This is a genomic window from Streptomyces sp. UF-297 (assembly GCF_058245575.1).
The window spans coordinates 1-19,886 of sequence record NZ_JBSIBZ010000128.1 but is presented as its reverse complement, the minus strand read 5'-3'; the positions used below and the strand labels follow the sequence as shown (position 1 = coordinate 19,886).

Below are 19,886 nucleotides of genomic sequence, written 5' to 3'. Positions count from 1 at the left end.
CCCCCCCCCCCCCCCCCCCCCCCCCCCCCCCCCGGCGTCCCGGCCCCTCGTCGGCGGGCTGTCGGCCGGCTGTCGGTGGATTGTCGGTGGCGGCTGGCATCGTGGAGGCCATGACGCGAGAGACGATATCCACAAGGGGCGGCAACGCCGTCGAGGTGCGGGGCCTGGTCAAGCACTTCGGCGACGTGCGGGCCGTCGACGGGGTGGATCTGGACGTGCAGGAAGGCACCGTTCTCGGTGTGCTCGGCCCCAACGGCGCGGGCAAGACCACCCTCGTACGCTGCCTGTCCACCCTCCTGGTGCCGGACGCCGGCACCGCCACCGTGGCCGGTTTCGACGTGGTGCGCCAGCCGCGCGCGCTGCGCCGCACGATCGGCCTGACCGGGCAGTACGCCTCGGTCGACGAGAAGCTCTCCGGCTGGGAGAACCTCTACATGATCGGGCGGCTGCTCGATCTGTCCCGCCGGGACGCCCGCCGCCGCGCGGACGAGATGCTGGAGCGCTTCTCCCTCACGGAGGCCGCCAAGCGCCCCGCCGCCAAGTACTCCGGCGGTATGCGCCGCCGCCTGGACCTGGCCGCCTCGATGGTGGGCCAGCCCGCCGTGCTGTATCTGGACGAGCCGACGACCGGGCTGGACCCGCGTACGCGCAACGAGGTCTGGACCGAGGTGCAGCGCATGGTGCGCGAGGGCGCCACGGTCCTGCTGACCACCCAGTACATGGAAGAGGCCGAGCAGTTGGCCAACGAGCTCACCGTCATCGACCGCGGCCGGGTGATCGCCGAGGGCCGGGTCGACGAGCTGAAGGCCAAGGTCGGCGGGCGCACCCTGCAGATCCGCCCGGCCGAGCCCGGCGAGCTGGACCTGATGGCCGCCGCCGTCGCCGAGGCGGGCCTGGACGGCATCGAGGGCGCGACCGCGGACCGCGAGGAGGGGGTCGTCAACGTCCCCATCGTCAGCGACGAGCAGCTGACCGCGGTGATCTCGCTCCTCGGCCGGCGCGGCTTCGCGCTGGCCGGTATCGACACTCATCTGCCCAGCCTGGACGAGGTGTTCCTGGCCATCACCGGCCAGAAGACGTCCGAGGCCGAGACGGCGGGCAGCGCACAGGACCAGCAGTACGAGGAGGTTGCGGCATGAGCTCCGCGACGATCACGGCGCCGGGCCGCCCGGTCAAGGCGGGCGCCGACGAGGGCCGCATAGGCCTGCGCGCCAATCTGCGCCACATCGGCGCGCTGGTGCGCCGCAACGCCCTGCAGATCAAGCAGGACCCCGAGTCGATGTTCGACGTCGTACTGATGCCGATCGTCTTCACGCTGCTGTTCGTCTACGTCTTCGGCGGCGCCGTCGGCGGCGCCACCGGTGGCGGCCGCGACGAGTACATCAACTACCTCATCCCCGGCCTGATGGCCATGGGCGGCCTGAACATCGCGATGGCGGTCGGCTCCGGCGTCAACGACGACTTCGGCAAGGGGGTGATGGACCGCTTCCGTACGATGCCCATCGCCCGCTCCTCGGTGCTGGTCGCCAAGATGATCGTGGAGTGCGGCCGGATGCTGGTCTCCACCGTCATCCTCATGACGCTGGCCTTCATCATCGGCTTCGACCTGAAGACCGATGTCCTGCAACTCCTCGCGGCCGTCGCGCTGTCGCTGCTCTTCGGCGCCGCACTCACCTGGATCTTCATGCTGCTCGGCCTGTCGGTGAAGACGCCGCAGGCGGTGCAGGGGCTGGGCTTCCTGGTGCTGATGCCGCTGCAGTTCGGCTCCTCGATCTTCGCCCCGACGGTCACCATGCCGGGCTGGCTGCAGGCCTTCACCGACGTCAACCCGCTCTCCAACCTCGCGGACGCGGCGCGGGCGCTGCTCATCGGCGACGGCGCGGTGACCCAGCCGGTGCTCGTCACGCTGGCCTGGGCGGTCGGGATCACGGCGGTGTTCGGCCCGCTGGCGGTGCGCAAGTTCCGCAGCAAGACCTGAGCCCGTCTGGGCAGTCTCGCGTCGGCGCGGCTCAGATGAGGGCGGCGGCCTCCTCCAGACGGAGGCCGCCGCCCTCGGCGTACTCCCGCTCGTAGCGCTCCTCGCCCAGCGCGGCGCGCGCCGCGGCCTCGGCGGTGGTCCGGGTCACGCGCTCCACGCGCGGCGGGAGGTGCGAGGGCGAGCGCAGCGCGTCGTACGCGCCCAGCACCCGCGCCGCCTCGGGCCTGCCCAGCAGCGCCAACGCCTCGGCGCCGATGACGAGTTGGACCACGGGCACATCCGGCGCGACGATACGGGTCAGCGAGTCGCCCATCAGCGAGAGGGCGCGGCGGATCCGCGGCAGGGCGTCGGCGGGGCGGCCCTCCCGCACCTCCAGCGACCCGCGCATCCCTTCCACCACACCCTTGAGCACGTCCGGGAAGCGCGGCATCACCTCTTCCAGGAAGGCGAGCTGGGTGCGCGCCTCGTCCGTACGGCCCGTCATCAGCAGCCGCGCACCGAGCTGCAGCCGCGCGAAGGGCGTGGCGTCCCCCGCGCCGTGCTCCTCGTCGGCGATGACCTCGTGGAGCATCCGCTCGGCGCGCTCCTCCTGGCCCATCTCCATCAGGACGCCCGCCAACCGCCCCTTGATCAGCGGGAGATGGCTCAGCGCGCCGATCTGGCGGACGTAGCGGGCGGCCTCGCGGAAGTCCTGCGCGGCCGCCGCGTAATCGCCGCGGGCCTCGCGCGATTCGCCGCGGCCCGCGAGCGCCTCGGCGATGCCCCAGGCGTCGCCGAGCCTGACGAAGATCTCCAGGCTCTCGTCGGCGTCCCGCTTGGCCCGCTCCAGCCCGCCGGCCTGGTCGCTGAACAGCTTGGCCCGGGTCTGGAGGAAGTAGGCCAGCTCCCAGTCGTACCCCAGCTCGCGGCAGCTGCGCACGCCCGTGTCCAGCAGGTCCGACAGCTGCTCGAACTCGCCGTTCAGCAGCACCGCGAAGTACCACAGATTGCCGGGCACCCGGCAGATCTGCGGCAGGCCCGGGCGGTAGGCGGCGACGATGCCGTCCAGCTGCGACCGCATCTCGGGCGACTGCATCGCCGCCATGTCGCTCTCCATGGCGGTGATGGACACCAGCCGCACCTGGCGGCGCGCCTCCAGCAGCTGCTCGGGGGCCATCGGCGGCGGGGCGTCGATGGGGCCCAAGTGCAGCGGCGGGGCCGGAACGACGGGCGCGGCAAAGGGGTTGGGGCCCAGGGCGGCGGCGGCCGCGCTCCACATACGGGCGTCGCCGCGGTGGCCGCGCAGCTGCCAGAACCACTGCAGGCACAGCACGAGACACAGCGCCTCGTGCTCGTCGCGGGCGGCCAGGGCGCGGCGCAGCGCGGTCCGCAGATTGTCGTGCTCCAGCTCCATGCGGTCCAGCCAGGCCCGCTGCTCGGCGCCCCGCAGCGACGGCTCGGCCCTGCGCACCAACTCCCGGTACGCCACCAGATGCCGCCGCTCCACCCCACCGCGCTCCCCCGCCTCGTCCAGCCGCTCCCCCGCGTACTCCGCCACCGTCTCCAGCAGCCGGTACCGCATCCCGTCCCCCGCCTCCGCAGGCGCCGCCACCACAAGCGACTTGTCCACCAGCGAACCGAGGAGGGGGGCTATGTCGTGGGGGGTCACGGGGGTGGTGGGGGCCGTGGGCTCGTCCGCGCAGACCTCTTCCGCCGCCGTCAGGTCGCAGCCGCCCGCGAAGACCGACAGCCGCCGCAGGACGGCCCGTTCGCAGGCGTCGAGCAGGTCCCAGGACCAGTCCACTACGGCGCGCAGGGTCTGCTGGCGGGGCAGTACGGTGCGGCTGCCGCTGGTCAGCAGCCGGAAGCGGTCGTCCAGACGGTCGGCGATCTGCCGCGGGGAGAGCAACCGAAGCCGGGCCGCGGCCAGTTCGATGGCCAGCGGCAGGCCGTCCAGGCGGCGGCAGATCTCGGCGCAGGCCGCCGGGTCGTCCTCGATCCGGAACCCGGCGCGGGCCGCGGCACCACGGTCGGCCAGCAGCCGCAGCGCGACCGGGTCGGGCAGCGGCTCCACGGGCCGTACGACCTCGCCGGGAACCGCGAGCGGCTCGCGGCTGGTCGCCAGGACCGTGACGCCGGGGCAGTCGGCCAGCAGCCGGTCCGCCACGTGGGCCGCCGCGCCGATCACATGCTCGCAGTTGTCCAGTACGAGCAGCATCCGACGTCCGGCGCAGTGCTCGGCCAGGCGGGCCAGGGAGTCCAGCGCGGTGGGGTCGCCCGCGGCGCGCAGCCCTTCGGCGGCGGTGCCGATCACCACGGTCTCGCGGGCGCCGAGCGCGGTGAGCACGGCCTCGGCGACGGCCTGCGGATCGTCGGCGTCCACGGGCGCGAGTTCGGCGAACCACACGCCCTGCGGCCAGGCCGCGGGGTCCGCGACGGCCGCCGACTCCGCGCCCTCCTGCGACAGCCGCGTCTTCCCCGCGCCGCCCGGCCCCAACAGCGTGACCAGCCGGTACGCGGCCATGTCGGCCCGTATCCCGGCCAGCTCCCCTTCCCGGCCGACAAAGGACGTCAGGCGCGCCCGCAAATTCCCCCGCCGCCCCCCGGCCGACACCCGCCCGCCCCATGCGCCCCCCACACCGGCGCCCGGCCGCGAACCCCCGGACCGCGAAAGCCCACCGGACACCTCGCCCCCGGCCACACCACCGTCCGGCCGCGCGGGGGCCGGGCGGGGGGAGTCGGCGTTCGCGATGGCACCATCGCGCGCACCCGCGTCGCCGCGCGCATCGGCGTTGCCCCGCGCAGAGTTGTCGCCATGCGCAGGGACGCCGGTGACCGCAGGGGCACCACCGCGCCCAGGGGCGTCGCCGTACAGAGAGGCATCGCCGTGCGCGGGGGCACTGCCCTGCACAGCGGTGTCGCCGTACGCGGCGGCGTCCGGGTCCGCGGCGGCGGGCGGCTGTGGGCAATGGGGGCGGTGGGGCGGGAACGGGGCAGGGCGGAGCAACTCGGCGTGGAGGGAGCGGAGTTCGGGGCCGGGGTCGGCGCCGAGGCGGTCGGCTATGCCGGTGCGTACGGATTCGTACGCGGCCAGGGCCTCGGCGGTGCGGCCCGCCGCGCGCAGGGCTCGCAGGCGCAGCGCCTGGAGGGGTTCGTCGAGGGGGTGGGCCTCGCACAGGGCCGTCAGGGCGGGCAGGGCGTGCTCCGCGCGGCCGAGTGCGAGGTCGGCCGCCAGGCGGTCGCGGCGCGCGGCCAGGTGCCGGGACTCGGCCCTGGCGGACTCGGCCGGGCAGTCCGGCAGATCGGCGAGGGCCGGACCGCGCCACAGCGCGAGCGCGTCGTCGAGGACACCGGCCGCCTTGGCCGGGTCGGCGTCGGCCAGTGCGCGGGCGCCCTCGGCGGCCAGTTGCTCGAAGCGGTACAGGTCCACCGCGTCCGGTTCGGCCCGCAGGCGGTAGCCGCCGTGCACCGATGCGACGGTGTCCCGGCCGATGGCCCTGCGCAGCCGGCCGACCAGGGCCTGGAGCGCACCGGCCGCATCGGCGGGCGGGTCGGCGCCCCAGACGTCGGCGATCAGCTCCCCTGTGGTCAGCGCCCGCCCCGGCCGCAGGGCCAGCGCCGCGAGCAGCGCGCGCAGGCGGGGGCCGCCGAGCGCGAGGGCCGTGCCGTCGCTCCGGTGCACCTGGGTCGTACCGAGGATCGAATAACGCACCGGTCCATTGTCGTGCACCGCCCGCCCCGGCTTCCCGAATTTTCGTTCCGCCGCCGTGACACCACAGGTCTCGGCACAGGGCGCGGCACAGGACTCGGCACAGGGCCAGGCCCCCGCGCATCGGTACGTGGCCGCGCGCCACCCGTCTCCGGGAGGCGGGGCGCCGCGCCCCGCGAGGCAGCGCACCGCGCGCTCGCGGCGGACGCCGGGCCGTGGCCCCCGGTACGGTCGGGGTGACCCGCCCCTCGCACCCCTGGGAGTTCCACAGCATGACCAGCGCAGCTCAGCGCGCCGACCGTCGCGTCAGTCCGGTGTTTCTCGCGCTTGTGGCGATCATGGCGGTGTCGGGGTGGGCGGTGTGGTCGGGGTCGCTCGCGGCCAGCCCGGGGTTCGCCGTGTTTCTCTTCGTGGTGTCCGGCTGGGTGGTGTCGCTGTGTCTGCACGAGTACGCGCACGCCCGTACGGCCCTGCACAGCGGCGACATCTCGGTGGGGGCGAAGGGCTATCTGACGCTCAACCCCTTGAAGTACACGCACGCCCTGCTGAGCATCATCCTGCCCGTGCTCTTCGTGATCATGGGCGGGATCGGGCTGCCGGGCGGCGCGGTGTTCATCGAGCGGGGCCGGATCCGCGGCCGGTGGCGGCACAGTCTGATCTCGGCGGCCGGGCCGCTGACCAACGTCGCCTTCGCGCTGATCGTCTCCGCGCCGTTCTGGCTGGGCCTGATGGACGGCGTACCGGCCACGTTCCGCTATGCGCTGGCGTTCCTGGCGCTGCTCCAGGTGACCGCGGCCATCCTCAATTTCCTGCCGGTGCCGGGCCTGGACGGGTACGGCGTGATCGAGCCGTGGCTCTCGTACAAGATCCGGCGGCAGGTGGAGCCCATCGCGCCCTTCGGGCTGATCGCGGTCTTCGGGCTGCTGTGGGTGCCGGAGATCAACCATGTGTTCTTCGACGCGGTGGACGCGATCCTGCGCGGCCTGGGGCTGGGCCCGAACGACGCGTACTGGGGCCAGCAGTACTTCCGCTTCTGGCAGGGGGAGCCGACTCCCCCGGAGCTCGGCATCCTGGGCTGAGCGGCGCATCTCCCCGCGGCCGAGCGGCGCCCGGGGCCGAGCGGCCTCGCCCCGGCAGGCTCAGCCCGTGGTGTGCTCCGCCGCCCGCTGCTGCTTCTCCATCTTGGCCCGGCGCAGGTAGAACCACGCCATGTTGCTGGTGACCCCCACGATCAGGATCCACACGATGCCGAACCAGCTGCCGCGCGCGAAGGAGACGACGGTCGCGGCGATGGCCAGGACGCACATGACGAGGGTGTAGAGGGCGGGGCGGGGCATGGGGGTCGGCTCCTGTACGAGGGGGCAAGGCGTTCGTCCCCTCCAGTGTCCCCCATGCCCCGGTGCGCCTTGTACGTCGGTCACCCGCGGCCGGACGTACGGCTGGGGCGCCGGTCACCCGCGCCCCGCGTACGCCCTAGACGTCGGTCACCCGCAGCCCGGCGTGCGCCTTGTAGCGGCGGTTGACCGAGATCAGGTTGGCGACCAGGGACTCGACCTGGTGGGCGTTGCGCAGCCGGCCGGCGAAGACGCCGCGCATGCCGGGGATGCGGGCGGCGAGCGCCTGGACGAGCTCGGTGTCGGCGCGTGCCTCGCCCAGCACCATCACATCGGTGTCGATCGAGGCGACCTCGGGGTCCTGGAGGAGGACGGCGGACAGGTGGTGGAAGGCGGCGGTCACCCGGGAGTCCGGGAGCAGGGCCGCGGCCTGCTCGGCGGCGCTGCCCTCCTCCGGCTTGAGCGCGTAGGCGCCCTTCTTGTCGAAGCCGAGCGGGTTGACGCAGTCGATGACGAGCTTGCCCGCCAGTTCGGCGCGCAGGGACTGAAGGGTCTTGGCGTGGCCGTCCCAGGGCACCGCGACGATCACGACATCGCTGCGGCGCGCGCACTCGGCGTTGTCCGCGCCCTCGACGCCCAGGCCGAGTTCGGCGGCGGCACTCTCGGCCCGCTCGGCCGCGCGCGAGCCGACGATCACCTTCTGCCCGGCCTTGGCCAGGCGGTAGGCCAGTCCGCGGCCCTGGTCGCCGGTGCCGCCGAGCACGCCGACCACCAGGCCGGATACGTCCGGAAGATCCCAAGGGTCCTTCTTCAGCGCCTTCTTGGCCTCGGTGGCGACGTTCACGGGTTGCGCATCGTCAGGAGTAGTCATGACAGCGATACTGTCACGCGCCCTCACGCCTTCACGCTCCCCTCCGTCAGCCCCGTACGCCAGTACCGCTGGAGCACCGTCATCAGCACCATCAGCGGGAGTACGGACAAGAAGGCGCCGCCCACCGTGTACTGGTACAGCTCCGGCTGCCGGTCGGCGTAGCCGGTCCAGGTCGTCAGCCCCAGCTGGAGGGGGTACAGGTCGGAGTCCGAGAGCATCACCAGCGGCAGGAAGTAGTTGTTCCAGATGTGGACGAACTGGAACAGGAAGACGGTGACCAGGGCCGGGGTCATCAGCCGCAGCCCCATCCCCGCGAAGATCCGCACCTCGCCCGCGCCGTCGATCCGGGCCGCCTCCAGCAGCGAGTCGGGCACGGCGGCCGCCGCGTAGATCCGGCACAGGTAGACGCCGAAGGGGCTGACGACGCCGGGGATCAGGACGGCCCAGTAGGTGTTGACCAGCCCCAGGTCGCCGAAGAGGAAGTACAGGGGCAGGGCGAGCGCGGTGCCGGGGATGAGGACTCCGGCCAGGACGAGGTTGAAGACGGCGTCGCGGCCGGGGAAGGGGAATTTGGCCAGGCCGTACCCGGCCGCGGCGCACAGCAGGGTGGCGGCGAGCGAGCTGACGCCCGCGTACAGCAGGGAGTTGGCGAACCAGCGCAGGTAGATGCCGCCGTCGAAGGTCAGCACCTCGTGCAGGCGCTCCAGCGGGCGGGGGCCGGCGAACCAGAAGCCGAAGGTGCCGAAGAGGTCGCCGGTGCTCTTGGTCGCGGAGACGGCCAGCCAGTAGACGGGGACGAGGAAGTAGACCGCGGCCAGCGCCAGGAGCGAGGCGGTGATCGCGCGGTGGCGCAGCGGCGGGGGCCGGGTCATCCGCCGTCCCTCCCGCGCTGCCCCACCAGCCGCAGGAACCCGAAGGACAGCACGCAGGCCACCAGCGCGAGCAGCACCGCCTCGGCCGCCGCCACATGCGGGTTGTTGCCGACGAACGCCTCGCTGTAGGCGTGCAGGTTGGGGGTGAACCCGGAGTCGATGGAGGAGGCGAGGGGGCGCAGCACCATGGGTTCGGCGAAGAGCTGGAGGGTGCCGATGATGCTGAAGACGGCGGTCAGTACGAGCGCGGGGCGGATCAGCGGGATCTTGATGTGCCACGCCACCTGCCGGGCGGTGGCCCCGTCGATCCGCGCGGCCTCGTACAACTCCTCGGGGACCGCCTTGAGCTGGGCGATCAGGACCAGCATGTTGTAGCCGGTGAACTGCCAGGTGACGATGTTGGCGATGGACCACAGGACCGTGCCGCGGGAGAGGAAGTCCACCTGCCAGCCGAGCGATCCGGCCAGTTCGACCAGCGGGCTGATCCCCGGTACGTACAGAAATCCCCACAGGATCGAGGCGATCACTCCGGGGACCCCGTAGGGGAGGAAGAAGGCGCTGCGGAAGAACGCCACCCCGCGGGCGCTCGCGCTCTCCAGGAGCAGGGCCAGTACGGTCGCCAGCGCGATCATCAGGGGGATCTGTACGGCGCCGAAGAGCAGCACCCGTCCGAAGCCGGCCAGGAAGCGGCTGTCGGCCAGCGCGTGGGCGTAGTTGGCGAATCCGGCGAAGACTTCCCTCTCCCGGCCGCCCAGGCCCAGCGGTCCGCTGCGCCGGGTCTCGGTCAGGGACTGCTGGACGGCGTAGGCGATGGGGGCGATGAAGCACAGGGCGAACAGGAGGAGAAAGGGCGCCACGAAGCCGGCTGCCGCGCGGGTATCGCGCTTCTGACGTGGCGTCACTTTTGCCTTCCGGCTCCGCCGCCTCACCCGGTCTCCACCTTCAGGCCCTTGCCCTTGAGGTCGGCGACCGTGAGCCGCTGCGCCTTCTTCAGCGCCGAGCGCAAGGATTCGCCACTGGCCAGCGCCTCGGTGAAGACGTCGCCGAGGCGCTGGTAGAGGGTGTCCATGGCCGGACCCCACTGCCAGCTGGTGTCGACGTGGTCGCCCGCCGCGGCGAAGACCTCGCTGTAGCGCTGCCCGCCGAAGAAGTCCTTGGCGACGTCGAGATCGGCGGTGCGGTAGCCCTTCTTGGCGCTGGGGAAGCCGTAGCCGCCCTCGATGAGCAGGGCGATGGACTCGGGCGCGGTGTTGAGCCACAGGGCGAAGCCGAGGGCGTCCTTGGGGTAGCGGGACTTGGCGAAGACCGCGGTGGTCGAGCCTCCCCAGTTGGCGTGGGCGTTGTCGCCCTTCTTCCACTGGGGCATCGGCGCGGCCCGCCACTTCCCCTTGGTGCCCGGCGCGTTGCCGACCAGCAGCGCATCGCCCCAACTGGCGCCGATCCAGGCGGGGATGGCGCCGGTCTGCAGATCGCGGTACCAGGCGTTCTGCCGGTCGGGGATGGTCTTGATCAGCTTGCGCCGTACCAGCTCCTCCCAGTAGTCGGCGACCTTCAGGGTGGGCTCGTCGTCGATGCGCACCACCCAGGCGTCGTCGGCGGCGGCGAACCAGCGGGCCCCGGCCTGCCAGGCGAAGCCCGCGAAGCGGTTGCCGTTGGTGGGCGCGAAGGTCTCGATCCAGGCCCCCTTCGCACGGATCGCCCGGGCGGCCGCCGCGTACTCGTCCCAGGTGCCGGGCACCGCGACGCCCCACTTCTCGAAGAGGTCCTGGCGCACGAACATCCCCATCGGCCCGGACGCCTGCGGAATGGCGTAGATCCCCTCGCCGAAGACGGACTGCTGCCACTGCCAGCCCACGAACCGGTCCTTGTAGCGGCCCGCGCCCAGCGTGCCCAGGTCCAGCAGCCCGTTGTCGAGCAGGAAGCTGGGTACGACGGGGAACTCGATCTGGCCGAGGTCGGGCGGGCTGCCCGCCTTGATGGCGGCGTGCATCTTCGCGTACTGGGCGCCGTTGACCGCCGACACCTTCTCCACCTCGACCCGCACCTCGGGGTGGGTCGCGTTCCACCGGTCCACGGGCTTGTCGATGCCCGGCACCCAGGACCAGAAGGTGAGGGTGATCCTCTGGCCCTTCTTGCGCTCGCGGGGCGCGGCGTCCTGGTCGCGGTCGTCGCCGTCGTCGCCGCAGCCGGCCAGCGCGAGCCCGGCGACGGCGGCGGCCGCGCCGCTCAGGACGGCCCGGCGGTGGATGTCGTACGCACGCGTGCTCATGCCAGCTCCTCAACGGGGACGCGGCGGAACGTGATCGTCGAATAGGCGCTGAAGTCCCCCGTCTCGTAGAGCAGTCCGACGCTCGCGGCATCGATGCGCACGAGGTCGGAGTAGGCGGCCGGCAGTCCGGAGACGGTGTGCGCGGCCCGCCAGGTCAGACCGCGGTCGCGGCTGGCGCGCAGGGTCATCAGCGCGCGGGCGGCCGGGTCGGCGGGGCCGGAGAAGAGCAGCACGCCGGCATCGTCCAGGTGCAGCACGCTGCCCTGGACGACGGGGCCGCTCAGCCCGGCCTGCGGGCGGAAGGGCTTGCACAGGCGCTCACCGCCGTCGCGGGAGCAGGCATCCACGCGGTGGCCGGGCGCGCGCGAGTCGTTGCGGGCGTTGAAGTACACCGTCCCGTCGGGGAGTTCGGCGGCCGTGGTCTCGTTGGTGTTGATGTAGCCGTTGGGGTTGCTGTCGGTGTAGCCGATGCGCCAGGTCGCCCCGCCGTCGTCGCTGAGCAGCACATGCCCGCCGTCGTAGCGGCCCTCGCTGCCGTTGTCGCCGGGCTCGGTGGGCGGCACGGAGTGGTTGGCGGGGACCACCACCCGCCCTTCGTACGGCCCGAGCCGGAGCTGGATGCCGTGCCCGGGGGTGGTGGCGTACCAGCGCCAGCCCGGCCGCTTCACCGAGCCGGTGATCTCACGGGGCGCGCTCCACCCGGCCCCGTCGTCGTCGCTGTGCTGCACCCACACCCGCCGCCCGTCGGCCGCCGCGACCAGGCCGCGCCGGATGCGGTCCTCGGTGGCGGTGGCGGCGTTGCGTACGTGCAGCAGCAGGACCCGGCCGCCGGACAGGGCGACGGGGGCCGGGTTGCCCGCGGTGCCGGTGCCGTTGCGGGCGACGACCGCGGGCGGGCCCCAGGTGCGCCCGCCGTCCGCCGAGCGCTTCAGGACGATGTCGATGTCGCCGTGGTCGGCGGCGGAGGCGACGCGGCCCTCGGCGAAGGCCAGCAGGGTACCGGAGGCGGTGACGGTGACGGCCGGGATACGGAAGCTCGCATAGCCCTCGGTCCCGGCGCGGAAGGGCACCGACGTCTCGTACTGGCTCTCCTGCGCCACGGGGCACCCCCAACGGCCGGACGTAGGACGTCCCTTGTCCTGCGGCGACCATAGGGAGAGCCCAACTGGCCGTCAATACACCAGGCGTGGCGCCGCCGTCCCGAAGATCACCGACGGCGTCCCATAAGGGTGAGGAGTGGCGGAAGCGGGCACCAACCGCCCACCCCTGCGGCAGGATGCGGGCTCATGGATGCCGCACGGGTCGCGCTGCTGCGCGAGGTCCTCGCCGGGACCGACTGGGTGCAGGACACCCGCCGCTTCGCCGCTTCGCTGCTGGCTTCGGTCGCCCCGCACGGCGGCGGGCTGCTGCTGGTCGGCAGCGCCGCGTACGAGCCGTGGCACCTGGCGGCGCACCTCGACGACGAGGCGGCCTGGTCCGGTACGCCGGAGCTGTCCCCCACCCTCGTACGCCACCGCGTCCCGGCCGGTGTGCCCGCGCACCTCGCCATCGGGCTGGGCCGGCTGGAGGCGGCGGGGCGCGGCGAGACCCTGCTGGTGGTCACCCCCGCGCGCCCCGGCGCCGGCCTGCTGGAGCGGGTGCACGACGCCCGCCGCAAGGGCGCCACGGTCCTCGTCCTGGACGGCGGCGACCCCGACCTGCACGCGCTGGCCCACGACGCGATCGGGGTGGGCGGCCTGGGCGCGGCACAGGACCAGGACACCACCGAGGCCGCCGCCCAGCCGCTCCCCGGCCTCAGTCCCGGCCCGCGCCCCGCCCTGTCCCCCGACCTCAGCCTCGACCTCGTCCAGCACCTGGTCAGCGCCGCCGCCGGCGAGAACGCCGCCCCGTCCCCCCGCATCCGCCGCCGCTTCCGCGACCGCCTCTCCCGCCTGGCCGACCAGCTCACGTCCGCACCGGCACTCCGCCGGTGAACGGGGGGGGGCGGCCGCGCCGCCGTGTTCTGCGGTCGTCGGGCACGGCCGCTTCACCTCCCGCCGCCACGGCGATCAGCCGCCACGGCGCATCCCGGCGGTGCCGAACTCACCGCGGCCGCGGAGGAGAGGGCCACCGGGCCGCACCGCGCCGCCGGCTTGCGGCGACCGCCGAGGGCCGCGCCGCCCGGGGCCAGGGGCCCCTCCTACTTGTCGGCTTCCCCGGCGCCTTTGTCGTGCCACTTGGGGTCCGACTCCCACTCCAGATTCCGCTCCCGGGCGGTCTGCATCGCGTGCTCCGCCTCCTCGCGGGTGGCGTACGGGCCGAAGCGGTCGGCGGCCCGGCACTCGGGGCCCTCCTCGACCGTCCCGTGCTTGAGGCAGTAGTACCACTCGCCGGGCTTGCCGGCCGTACGCCTCTTGAACAGCGCCATCTCCACCTCCACCGGACAGGCCCCGGCCTGCGCGGGCCCCTTCGCCGCCATCCTGCCCCATGGCCCGCGGATACACTCGCTGGCATGTCTGGCCAGTCGCTTCTTGTCCCGGGGACCATCTCCCCCATCCGTCCCGTGCCCGCCTCGATCCGGCGTCCCGAGTACGTCGGCAAGGACGCCCCCACCCCCTATACGGGGCCCGAGGTGCAGGACACCGAAACGATCGAGCGGATGCGGATCGCGGGCCGGATCGCCGCCCAGGCGATGGAGGAGGCCGCCAAGCACATCGCGCCGGGCGTGACCACCGACGAGCTGGACCGGGTGGCGCACGAGTTCATGTGCGACCACGGCGCCTACCCCTCCACGCTGGGTTACCGCGGCTTCCCCAAGTCCCTGTGCTCCTCGGTCAACGAGGTCATCTGCCACGGCATCCCGGACTCCACCGTCCTTCAGGACGGGGACATCGTGAACCTGGACGTGACGGCGTACATCAACGGCGTGCACGGCGACAACAACGCCACGTACCTGTGCGGCGACGTGGACGAGGAGTCCAAGCTGCTGGTGGAGCGGACCCGCGAGGCGCTCAACCGCGCGATCAAGGCGGTCCGCCCCGGCCGCCAGATCAACATCATCGGCCGGGTCATCGAGTCCTACGCCAAGCGCTTCGGCTACGGAGTCGTCCGCGACTTCACCGGCCACGGGATCAACTCCTCCTTCCACTCCGGGCTGATCGTCCCGCACTACGACAGCCCGCACCACACCACCGACATCAAGCCCGGCATGACCTTCACCATCGAGCCGATGCTGACGCTGGGCACCCACGAGTACGACATGTGGGAGGACGGCTGGACCGTGGTCACCAAGGACCGCAAGCGCACCGCGCAGTTCGAGCACACCCTGGTGGTCACGGAGACGGGCACGGAGATCCTCACGCTCCCCTGATCACCGGCTCGGCGGCCGCCGGCCGCGGAGATCACCGATTCCCCGGCACCACGATCGGCCGAGGAGTAGGGTTTTTACCGACAGGGCGTCGGGAACAGGTTGACTTAGGTAAGCCTAAGTAGGAAGAATCCGTTCCCGTACGCTCCCCATCGGTCCCCGGAGGTCCGCCTTGGCCGCGCCCAGCTCGACCCCGTCCGCCCCGTCCCCGTCCGTGACGCCCTTCTCGACGCTCATCCGTACGGCGTCGCACGAGCAGCACACGGAAGCGGAGAGCTCCTCCTTCATGAGCGACCTCCTCGGCGGCAGGCTCGGCATCACGGCCTACCGCCGCTACACCGAGCAGCTCTGGTTCGTCTACCGGGCCCTGGAGGAGGCCTCCGCCGCCCTGGCGCAGGACCCGGTCGCGGGCCCCTTCGTCCGCCCCGAACTGGCCCGTACACCCGAGCTGGAGCGCGATCTGGCCCATCTGGGGGGCGCGGACTGGCGCGACGGGCTGGAGCCGCTGCCCGCCACCGCCGCCTACGCCGCCCGCGTCGCCGAGTGCGCCCGCGACTGGCCGGCCGGCTATGTCGCCCACCACTACACCCGCTATCTCGGCGACCTCTCCGGCGGCCAGATCATCCGCGGTACGGCCGAGAAGACCTGGGGATTCGCGCGCAAGGGCGACGGGGTGCGGTTCTACGTATTCGAGGGGATAAGCAACCCGGCGGCCTTCAAGCGGGAGTACCGCGATCTGCTGGACGCGCTGCCGGTGGACGACCTGGAGAAGCAGCGCGTCATCGACGAGTGCAAGCGCGCCTTCGCGCTGAACACCGCGGTCTTCCAGGACCTGGGCGAACAGTTCCCGCTCAGCGCCTGAGCCCGCCGCTGCGGGCCGCCGGCGTCAGATCGCGCGTACCTCCTGAAGCACCGTCCGGCCCCCGACGGCGATCACGCCGCCGGGGGCCGGACGCGTGAGAATCTGCGAGCCGCGGCCCTGGCGCACATCCAGCGCCCGGCCCAGCTCATGGGTCAGCACCAGGGCCGCGGCCCCCGTGGCCTCGTCCTCGACGATGGTGTCCCCGCGCCGCGGAAAGCCCCGCGCCCGCACCCGCCCCGCCGCCTCGTCCGCCCAGGCCCAGGCGTACAGCCAGCCCTCCCCCGGCGGCGGTGCGGGCAGCGCGTCCACCTCGGCCACCGAGGCGTACTCCTCGGTCCGCCGCCCGGACGCCCACTCCGCCCGCCCGCCGACCCAGGTGAACTCCCCCTCGCGCCCGACCGGCACCTCACCGGCGGGCGGCCGCAGCACGTCGACCGGCTCCCCCAGGCTCCTCAGCAGCCATGCTGTACCCACCAGGGGATGCCCGGCGAAGGGAAGCCGCGCGCTCGGCGTGTAGATGTCGACGGCGCCGGTGCGCGCGTCGTCGATGAACACCGTCTCGCTGAAGCCGAGTTCGGCGGCCAGTGCCTGACGCGCGGCCCGCCCGGGTACGGCCGCCCCGTCGCGCAGCACACCCAGCGGATTGCCGCCCTCGCCGCCGGGGCCGCAGAAGACACGCAGTACGTGAAGATCACTCATCTCCGCATTCAACCCCACGGCCCCGCGCCCTCCGACGGCCGGGGCGGCTCCCCCTCACCCCCGCACACCCATGACCTGCACCCCCTTGAGAGCGCTCTCCACCCCCCGCTCTCCTTCAACTCCTGAACGCGGCACGCCTCTTGACGAACCCACCGCCTTCACATCAGCATCACTCCTCGCACGGCTGGGTCACGTCACATTCGCGTTGTGAAGTCTCACAGCAGAGGAGTTGGCATGCGCCGACGCACCGACCCCGCACGAATCGCACTGCTCACCTCGGCCGCCCTGTGCGCGGGGCTGCTGCCCCTGGGGACCGCCGGGGCTTCTGCCGCCGCACCGGGCGAGGAGAGGCGGGCCTCAGTGGGCCCGGCCGCTGCCGTGGTGGCCGTGGACGAAGGGCGTACGGCCCACGTCCCGGTGACGGTCACCACCTCCGACGGCGGGCCGCTCACCACCCCGGTGCGCGTCAACTACCGGACGGCGAGCGGGGGTGAGGGCGCGAGCGCCACGCCGGGGCGCGATGTCACGGCCGTCTCGGGCACGCTCACCTTCCCCGCCGGTACGGCCTCCGGAGCCAGCCGTACGGTCTCGGTCGCCACCAAGGCGGACGGGCGGGCCGAGACCGCCGAGAGCGTGACGGTCGAGCTGGCGGCCACGGGGGCGCGGAGCACCGCCGAGCGGGCGACCGTCGTCGTCAACGCGCACGGGCTGCCGTATCTCGACCGGCGGCTGCCGGTGAAGCAGCGGGTCGAGGACCTGGTGTCGCGGATGACGCTGGCCGAGAAAGCGGGGCAGATGACACAGGCCGAGCGCGGTGCGCTGGCCTCGCCGCAGGACATCACCTCCTACGCGCTCGGCTCACTGCTCTCCGGCGGCGGCTCGGTGCCCACGCCCAACACCCCTGAGGGCTGGGTGAAGATGCTGGACGGGTTCCAGGCGCGGGCGCTGGCGACCCGCCTCCAAGTGCCGCTGATCTACGGCGTGGACGCGGTGCACGGCCACAACAACCTGCTCGGCGCGACGGTGCTGCCGCACAACGTGGGCCTGGGCGCGGCCCGCGACCCCGGGCTGACCCGGCGCACCGGCGAGGTGACCGCGAAGGAGACCCGCGCCACCGGCGTGCCCTGGACCTTCGCGCCGTGTCTGTGCGTGACCCGGGATGACCGCTGGGGCCGGGCGTACGAGTCCTTCGGGGAGGACCCGGCGCTGGTGAAGGCCATGACCAGCATCGTGCGGGGGCTCCAGGGGCGGGCGGACGGCAGCCAACTGGACCGCAACGACAAGGTACTGGCCACGGGCAAGCACTTCGTCGGTGACGGCGGCACCGCCTACGGCTCCTCGACCACCGGCAAGTACACCATCGACCAGGGCGTCACCACCGTCACCCGCAGACAGCTCCAGGCCGTCCATCTCGATCCGTACGCCGCCGCCGTGGACCGCGGGGTGGGCTCGGTCATGCCCTCCTTCTCCAGCCTGGACATCGTCGGGGACGGCGCGGGCCCGGTGAAGATGCACGCCGACGCCGCGATGATCAACGGCGTGCTCAAGGGCCGGATGGGCTTTACGGGCTTCACCGTCAGCGACTGGCAGGCCATCGACCAGATTCCGGGCGACTACCCGAGCGACGTACGGACCTCCGTCAACGCGGGCCTGGACATGATCATGGTGCCGTACGCCTACCAGGACTTCCTCAAGACGCTGACGGCGGAAGTGGAGGCCGGGCGGATCCCGCTGCGGCGGATCGACGACGCGGTGTCGCGCATCCTGACCCAGAAGTTCCGCCTCGGCCTGTTCGAGAAGCCGTACGCGGACACCGCCCACATCGGCGAGATCGGCTCCGCCGCGCACCGGGCCGTCGCCCGCGAGGCCGCCGCCCGCTCCCAGGTGCTGCTCAAGAACGAGGGGGACGTGCTGCCGCTGGCCCGCGACGCCAAGGTGTACGTGGCCGGGAGCAACGCGGACGACCTGGGCAACCAGGCGGGCGGCTGGACCGTGACCTGGCAGGGCGCCTCGGGCCCGATCACCCGGGGCACCACCGTCCTGGAGGGCATGCGGCAGCTCGCGCCGGGGTCCCGGATCACCTACAGCAAGGACGCCTCGGCGCCGACTGCCGGTCACGACACGGGAGTTGTCGTGGTCGGCGAGACCCCGTACGCCGAGGGCGAGGGCGATGTCGGCAACGGGCACGACCTGGAGCTGTCGGCCGCCGACAAGGCGGCGGTGGACACGGTCTGTTCGGCGATGAAGTGCGCGGTGCTGGTCGTCTCGGGGCGCCCGCAGCTGATCGGCGACCGGCTGCCCGCCATCGACGCGCTGGTCGCCTCCTGGCTGCCGGGCACGGAGGGCGCCGGGGTGGCCGACGTCCTGTACGGCGAGCGGCCGTTCACCGGCCGGCTGCCGGTGACCTGGCCGCGCTCGGAGTCCCAGCTGCCGATCAACATCGGGGACTCCTCCTACGACCCGCAGTTCCCGTACGGCTGGGGGCTGACCACCCAGGAGCGGGCGCGCGGCGAGCTGGCCACGGCCGCCCGCGCCGACCGCGCACTCGGGGCGGCACTGCGCGTGCGGGACTGGTCCGACCGGGCCGGAGCCGGGCGGGCGCTGGCCCACCTCGCCACGGCAGCCCGCCACTTGGAGCGCACCGACGGCGGGCGGGCGCAGCGCGAGGCGGTGGCCGGGGCGGCCCGCTGGATCGCCCAGGACGCCGTCGGGCAGCACCTCACGGCCCGTACGTCGGCGCTGCTGGCCGACGCGGACCACCGGCTGCTGACCGGCGATGTCACGGGCGCGGTGGAGAAGCTGACGGCCGCCCACCGGGCCCGCTGACACCCCGCGCACACCACATCCGCGCCCGTCGCCGTGACTGCGGCGGGCGCGGATGCTGTGGGGGTGTCCAGGAGTGTGGTGAGGAGGCCACCCCTGGCGTGGGGGGCTACCGGGGCGCGCGGGCGCGCCGCTTCAACGGGCCGTTGGGGACGGTTCGTTGGGGGCGTCAGCGGTTGGCGCGGCGCCGGGTGATGTACGTGGCGGCGGCACCCGCGGCCAGCAGCGCGCCGGCCGTGCCGAGCAGGGCGCCGGTGGGGGCGGGGGTGCCGGTGGCGGCCAGCGCGCCGGAGGCCGGGCCCACGCCGGAACCGCCCACGGTGCTGCCGCTGTTGAAGCTCGCGCCGCCTCCGCCGGTGCCGGACCCGGCGCCGGGCACGGACCCCGCACCGGAGTCCGCCGGGCCGCTGCCGTCCGTACCGCCCGGCAGCTGGGCCTTGTCGCTCAGGGACACCGCGAGGTTGACCGGGTCGAGGTCCTTGCCCGCCGGGTACATGCCCGAGAAGGCCTTGGAGCCCGTGGCGGTGAGGGTGGCCGGGATGTTCTTGAGGGTGACCACGTCGTTCTTGGCGGACAGAGCGCCGGCCGGCAGCTTGAGGTCGGCGATGACCGCGCCGGGGGTGTTGGTGACCTTGCCGGGCTCGGTGGATCCGGCGGCGACCCGGGCCTTGGACGAGACGTCCGCGATCAGGGTGCCCTTGGTGCCGGACGCCTTGATGCGCAGGTTGCTGAACTTCAGGTCCAGGGCGCCCTCGTGGCCGGTGAAGCGGACCGCGCCGTTGAACTGGGCGTCCAGGGTCTTGCCCGCGTCGAAGGAGCCGTGGCCCTTGGGGAAGCGGTAGCCGCTGCCGGTGGCCGTGGCACCGGCGGACACCGTGGCCTTGCCGTGCGCCATGGGGCTGGTGAGGTACTCGCGGAAGGACGCCTTGACGCCCCAGTCGAGGTTGCCGTTGTAGATCTTGCCGGAGGCGGCGGCGTCCGGCTGACCGCCGTTGCCGGTCCGGTCGGCGGGCGTGCCGTCCGGGGTCACCGCGTCCTTGCCGTCGCGGCCGTCTTTCCCGTCCTTACCGTCACGGCCGTCCTTGCCGTCACGGCCGTCCTTGCCGTCACGGCCGTCCTTGCCGTCACGGCCGTCCTTGCCGTC

18 protein-coding genes are annotated in these 19,886 nt (G+C 73.1%); 7 read left to right on the top strand and 11 right to left on the bottom strand.

What is annotated here, in order from left to right:
- Positions 1–110: 110 nt before the first annotated feature.
- Positions 111–1,139, top strand: a complete 1,029-nt coding sequence (locus tag AC4IJH_RS40490; RefSeq protein WP_490857021.1) for an ATP-binding cassette domain-containing protein — start codon at positions 111–113, stop codon at positions 1,137–1,139.
- Positions 1,136–1,978 (top strand): ABC transporter permease, encoded by an 843-nt coding sequence (locus AC4IJH_RS40485; protein WP_490857020.1) that lies wholly within the window; start codon positions 1,136–1,138, stop codon positions 1,976–1,978. The genes AC4IJH_RS40490 and AC4IJH_RS40485 overlap by 4 nt, the downstream gene beginning before the upstream one ends.
- A gap of 31 nt (positions 1,979–2,009) precedes the next feature.
- Here the strand turns inward: AC4IJH_RS40485 and AC4IJH_RS40480 are convergent, their stop codons facing one another.
- A complete protein-coding gene (locus AC4IJH_RS40480; RefSeq protein WP_490857019.1) occupies positions 2,010–5,669 on the bottom strand; it encodes an AfsR/SARP family transcriptional regulator in 3,660 nt (1,219 codons plus the stop codon).
- Positions 5,670–5,938: 269 nt separating this feature from the next.
- Here AC4IJH_RS40480 and AC4IJH_RS40475 point away from each other — a divergent pair, with 269 nt between their 5' ends.
- The gene (locus AC4IJH_RS40475; protein ID WP_490857018.1) at positions 5,939–6,745 is read left to right on the top strand and encodes a site-2 protease family protein; all 807 of its coding nucleotides are present in this window, start codon (positions 5,939–5,941) and stop codon (positions 6,743–6,745) included.
- A gap of 60 nt (positions 6,746–6,805) precedes the next feature.
- Here the strand turns inward: AC4IJH_RS40475 and AC4IJH_RS40470 are convergent, their stop codons facing one another.
- The 6 genes from AC4IJH_RS40470 to AC4IJH_RS40445 form a co-directional block, all read right to left on the bottom strand.
- On the bottom strand, positions 6,806–7,003 hold the full coding sequence (locus AC4IJH_RS40470) for a hypothetical protein (protein WP_490857017.1): 198 nt from the start codon (positions 7,001–7,003) through the stop codon (positions 6,806–6,808).
- 136 nt (positions 7,004–7,139) lie between these two features.
- The gene (npdG, locus tag AC4IJH_RS40465; protein WP_490857016.1) at positions 7,140–7,871 is read right to left on the bottom strand and encodes an NADPH-dependent F420 reductase; all 732 of its coding nucleotides are present in this window, start codon (positions 7,869–7,871) and stop codon (positions 7,140–7,142) included.
- 23 nt (positions 7,872–7,894) lie between these two features.
- A complete protein-coding gene (locus tag AC4IJH_RS40460) occupies positions 7,895–8,743 on the bottom strand; it encodes a carbohydrate ABC transporter permease (RefSeq protein ID WP_490857015.1) in 849 nt (282 codons plus the stop codon).
- Entirely contained in the window at positions 8,740–9,645 is a 906-nt protein-coding gene (locus tag AC4IJH_RS40455) for a carbohydrate ABC transporter permease (protein WP_490857014.1), read from the bottom strand. The genes AC4IJH_RS40460 and AC4IJH_RS40455 overlap by 4 nt, the downstream gene beginning before the upstream one ends.
- A gap of 23 nt (positions 9,646–9,668) precedes the next feature.
- Positions 9,669–11,012 (bottom strand): ABC transporter substrate-binding protein, encoded by a 1,344-nt coding sequence (locus AC4IJH_RS40450; RefSeq protein ID WP_490857013.1) that lies wholly within the window; start codon positions 11,010–11,012, stop codon positions 9,669–9,671.
- Positions 11,009–12,112, bottom strand: coding sequence for a sialidase family protein (locus tag AC4IJH_RS40445; protein WP_490857012.1), 1,104 nt, complete (start codon positions 12,110–12,112; stop codon positions 11,009–11,011). Before AC4IJH_RS40445 ends, AC4IJH_RS40450 begins: the two co-directional genes overlap by 4 nt.
- A gap of 186 nt (positions 12,113–12,298) precedes the next feature.
- Between AC4IJH_RS40445 and AC4IJH_RS40440 the strand changes: the two genes are divergently transcribed.
- A complete protein-coding gene (locus AC4IJH_RS40440) occupies positions 12,299–12,985 on the top strand; it encodes a hypothetical protein (RefSeq protein WP_490857011.1) in 687 nt (228 codons plus the stop codon).
- Positions 12,986–13,191: 206 nt separating this feature from the next.
- Here the strand turns inward: AC4IJH_RS40440 and AC4IJH_RS40435 are convergent, their stop codons facing one another.
- Entirely contained in the window at positions 13,192–13,419 is a 228-nt protein-coding gene (locus AC4IJH_RS40435) for a hypothetical protein (RefSeq protein WP_490857022.1), read from the bottom strand.
- 84 nt (positions 13,420–13,503) lie between these two features.
- Here AC4IJH_RS40435 and map point away from each other — a divergent pair, with 84 nt between their 5' ends.
- The gene (gene map, locus AC4IJH_RS40430; protein ID WP_490857010.1) at positions 13,504–14,361 is read left to right on the top strand and encodes a type I methionyl aminopeptidase; all 858 of its coding nucleotides are present in this window, start codon (positions 13,504–13,506) and stop codon (positions 14,359–14,361) included.
- 114 nt (positions 14,362–14,475) lie between these two features.
- Here map and AC4IJH_RS40425 read toward each other — a convergent pair whose 3' ends face one another.
- The gene (locus tag AC4IJH_RS40425; protein WP_490857023.1) at positions 14,476–14,646 is read right to left on the bottom strand and encodes a hypothetical protein; all 171 of its coding nucleotides are present in this window, start codon (positions 14,644–14,646) and stop codon (positions 14,476–14,478) included.
- On the opposite strand from AC4IJH_RS40425, the gene AC4IJH_RS40420 reads away from it, so the two are divergent.
- Positions 14,573–15,220 (top strand): biliverdin-producing heme oxygenase, encoded by a 648-nt coding sequence (locus AC4IJH_RS40420; protein ID WP_490857009.1) that lies wholly within the window; start codon positions 14,573–14,575, stop codon positions 15,218–15,220. The genes AC4IJH_RS40425 and AC4IJH_RS40420 overlap by 74 nt on opposite strands.
- A 24-nt stretch (positions 15,221–15,244) precedes the next feature.
- On the opposite strand, the gene AC4IJH_RS40415 is transcribed toward AC4IJH_RS40420, so the two are convergent.
- The gene (locus AC4IJH_RS40415; protein ID WP_490857008.1) at positions 15,245–15,919 is read right to left on the bottom strand and encodes a PhzF family phenazine biosynthesis protein; all 675 of its coding nucleotides are present in this window, start codon (positions 15,917–15,919) and stop codon (positions 15,245–15,247) included.
- Positions 15,920–16,153: 234 nt separating this feature from the next.
- On the opposite strand from AC4IJH_RS40415, the gene AC4IJH_RS40410 reads away from it, so the two are divergent.
- The gene (locus AC4IJH_RS40410) at positions 16,154–18,745 is read left to right on the top strand and encodes a glycoside hydrolase family 3 N-terminal domain-containing protein (RefSeq protein WP_490857007.1); all 2,592 of its coding nucleotides are present in this window, start codon (positions 16,154–16,156) and stop codon (positions 18,743–18,745) included.
- A 166-nt stretch (positions 18,746–18,911) separates the two neighbouring features.
- On the opposite strand, the gene AC4IJH_RS40405 is transcribed toward AC4IJH_RS40410, so the two are convergent.
- The coding region (locus AC4IJH_RS40405) for an HtaA domain-containing protein (protein WP_490857006.1) at positions 18,912–19,886 on the bottom strand (975 nt) is incomplete at its 5' end.

Excerpts from the sequence above, each read along its gene's own strand:
- AC4IJH_RS40490 (WP_490857021.1), top strand. The coding sequence starts at position 111 with ATGACGCGAGAGACGATATCCACAAGGGGCGGCAACGCCGTCGAGGTG.
- AC4IJH_RS40485 (WP_490857020.1), top strand. The coding sequence starts at position 1,136 with ATGAGCTCCGCGACGATCACGGCGCCGGGCCGCCCGGTCAAGGCGGGC.
- AC4IJH_RS40475 (WP_490857018.1), top strand. The coding sequence starts at position 5,939 with ATGACCAGCGCAGCTCAGCGCGCCGACCGTCGCGTCAGTCCGGTGTTT.
- AC4IJH_RS40470 (WP_490857017.1), bottom strand. The coding sequence starts at position 7,003 with ATGCCCCGCCCCGCCCTCTACACCCTCGTCATGTGCGTCCTGGCCATC.
- npdG (WP_490857016.1), bottom strand. The coding sequence starts at position 7,871 with ATGACTACTCCTGACGATGCGCAACCCGTGAACGTCGCCACCGAGGCC.
- AC4IJH_RS40460 (WP_490857015.1), bottom strand. The coding sequence starts at position 8,743 with ATGACCCGGCCCCCGCCGCTGCGCCACCGCGCGATCACCGCCTCGCTC.
- AC4IJH_RS40450 (WP_490857013.1), bottom strand. The coding sequence starts at position 11,012 with ATGAGCACGCGTGCGTACGACATCCACCGCCGGGCCGTCCTGAGCGGC.
- AC4IJH_RS40440 (WP_490857011.1), top strand. The coding sequence starts at position 12,299 with ATGGATGCCGCACGGGTCGCGCTGCTGCGCGAGGTCCTCGCCGGGACC.
- AC4IJH_RS40435 (WP_490857022.1), bottom strand. The coding sequence starts at position 13,419 with ATGGCGCTGTTCAAGAGGCGTACGGCCGGCAAGCCCGGCGAGTGGTAC.
- map (WP_490857010.1), top strand. The coding sequence starts at position 13,504 with ATGTCTGGCCAGTCGCTTCTTGTCCCGGGGACCATCTCCCCCATCCGT.
- AC4IJH_RS40425 (WP_490857023.1), bottom strand. The coding sequence starts at position 14,646 with ATGAAGGAGGAGCTCTCCGCTTCCGTGTGCTGCTCGTGCGACGCCGTA.
- AC4IJH_RS40415 (WP_490857008.1), bottom strand. The coding sequence starts at position 15,919 with ATGAGTGATCTTCACGTACTGCGTGTCTTCTGCGGCCCCGGCGGCGAG.
- AC4IJH_RS40410 (WP_490857007.1), top strand. The coding sequence starts at position 16,154 with ATGCGCCGACGCACCGACCCCGCACGAATCGCACTGCTCACCTCGGCC.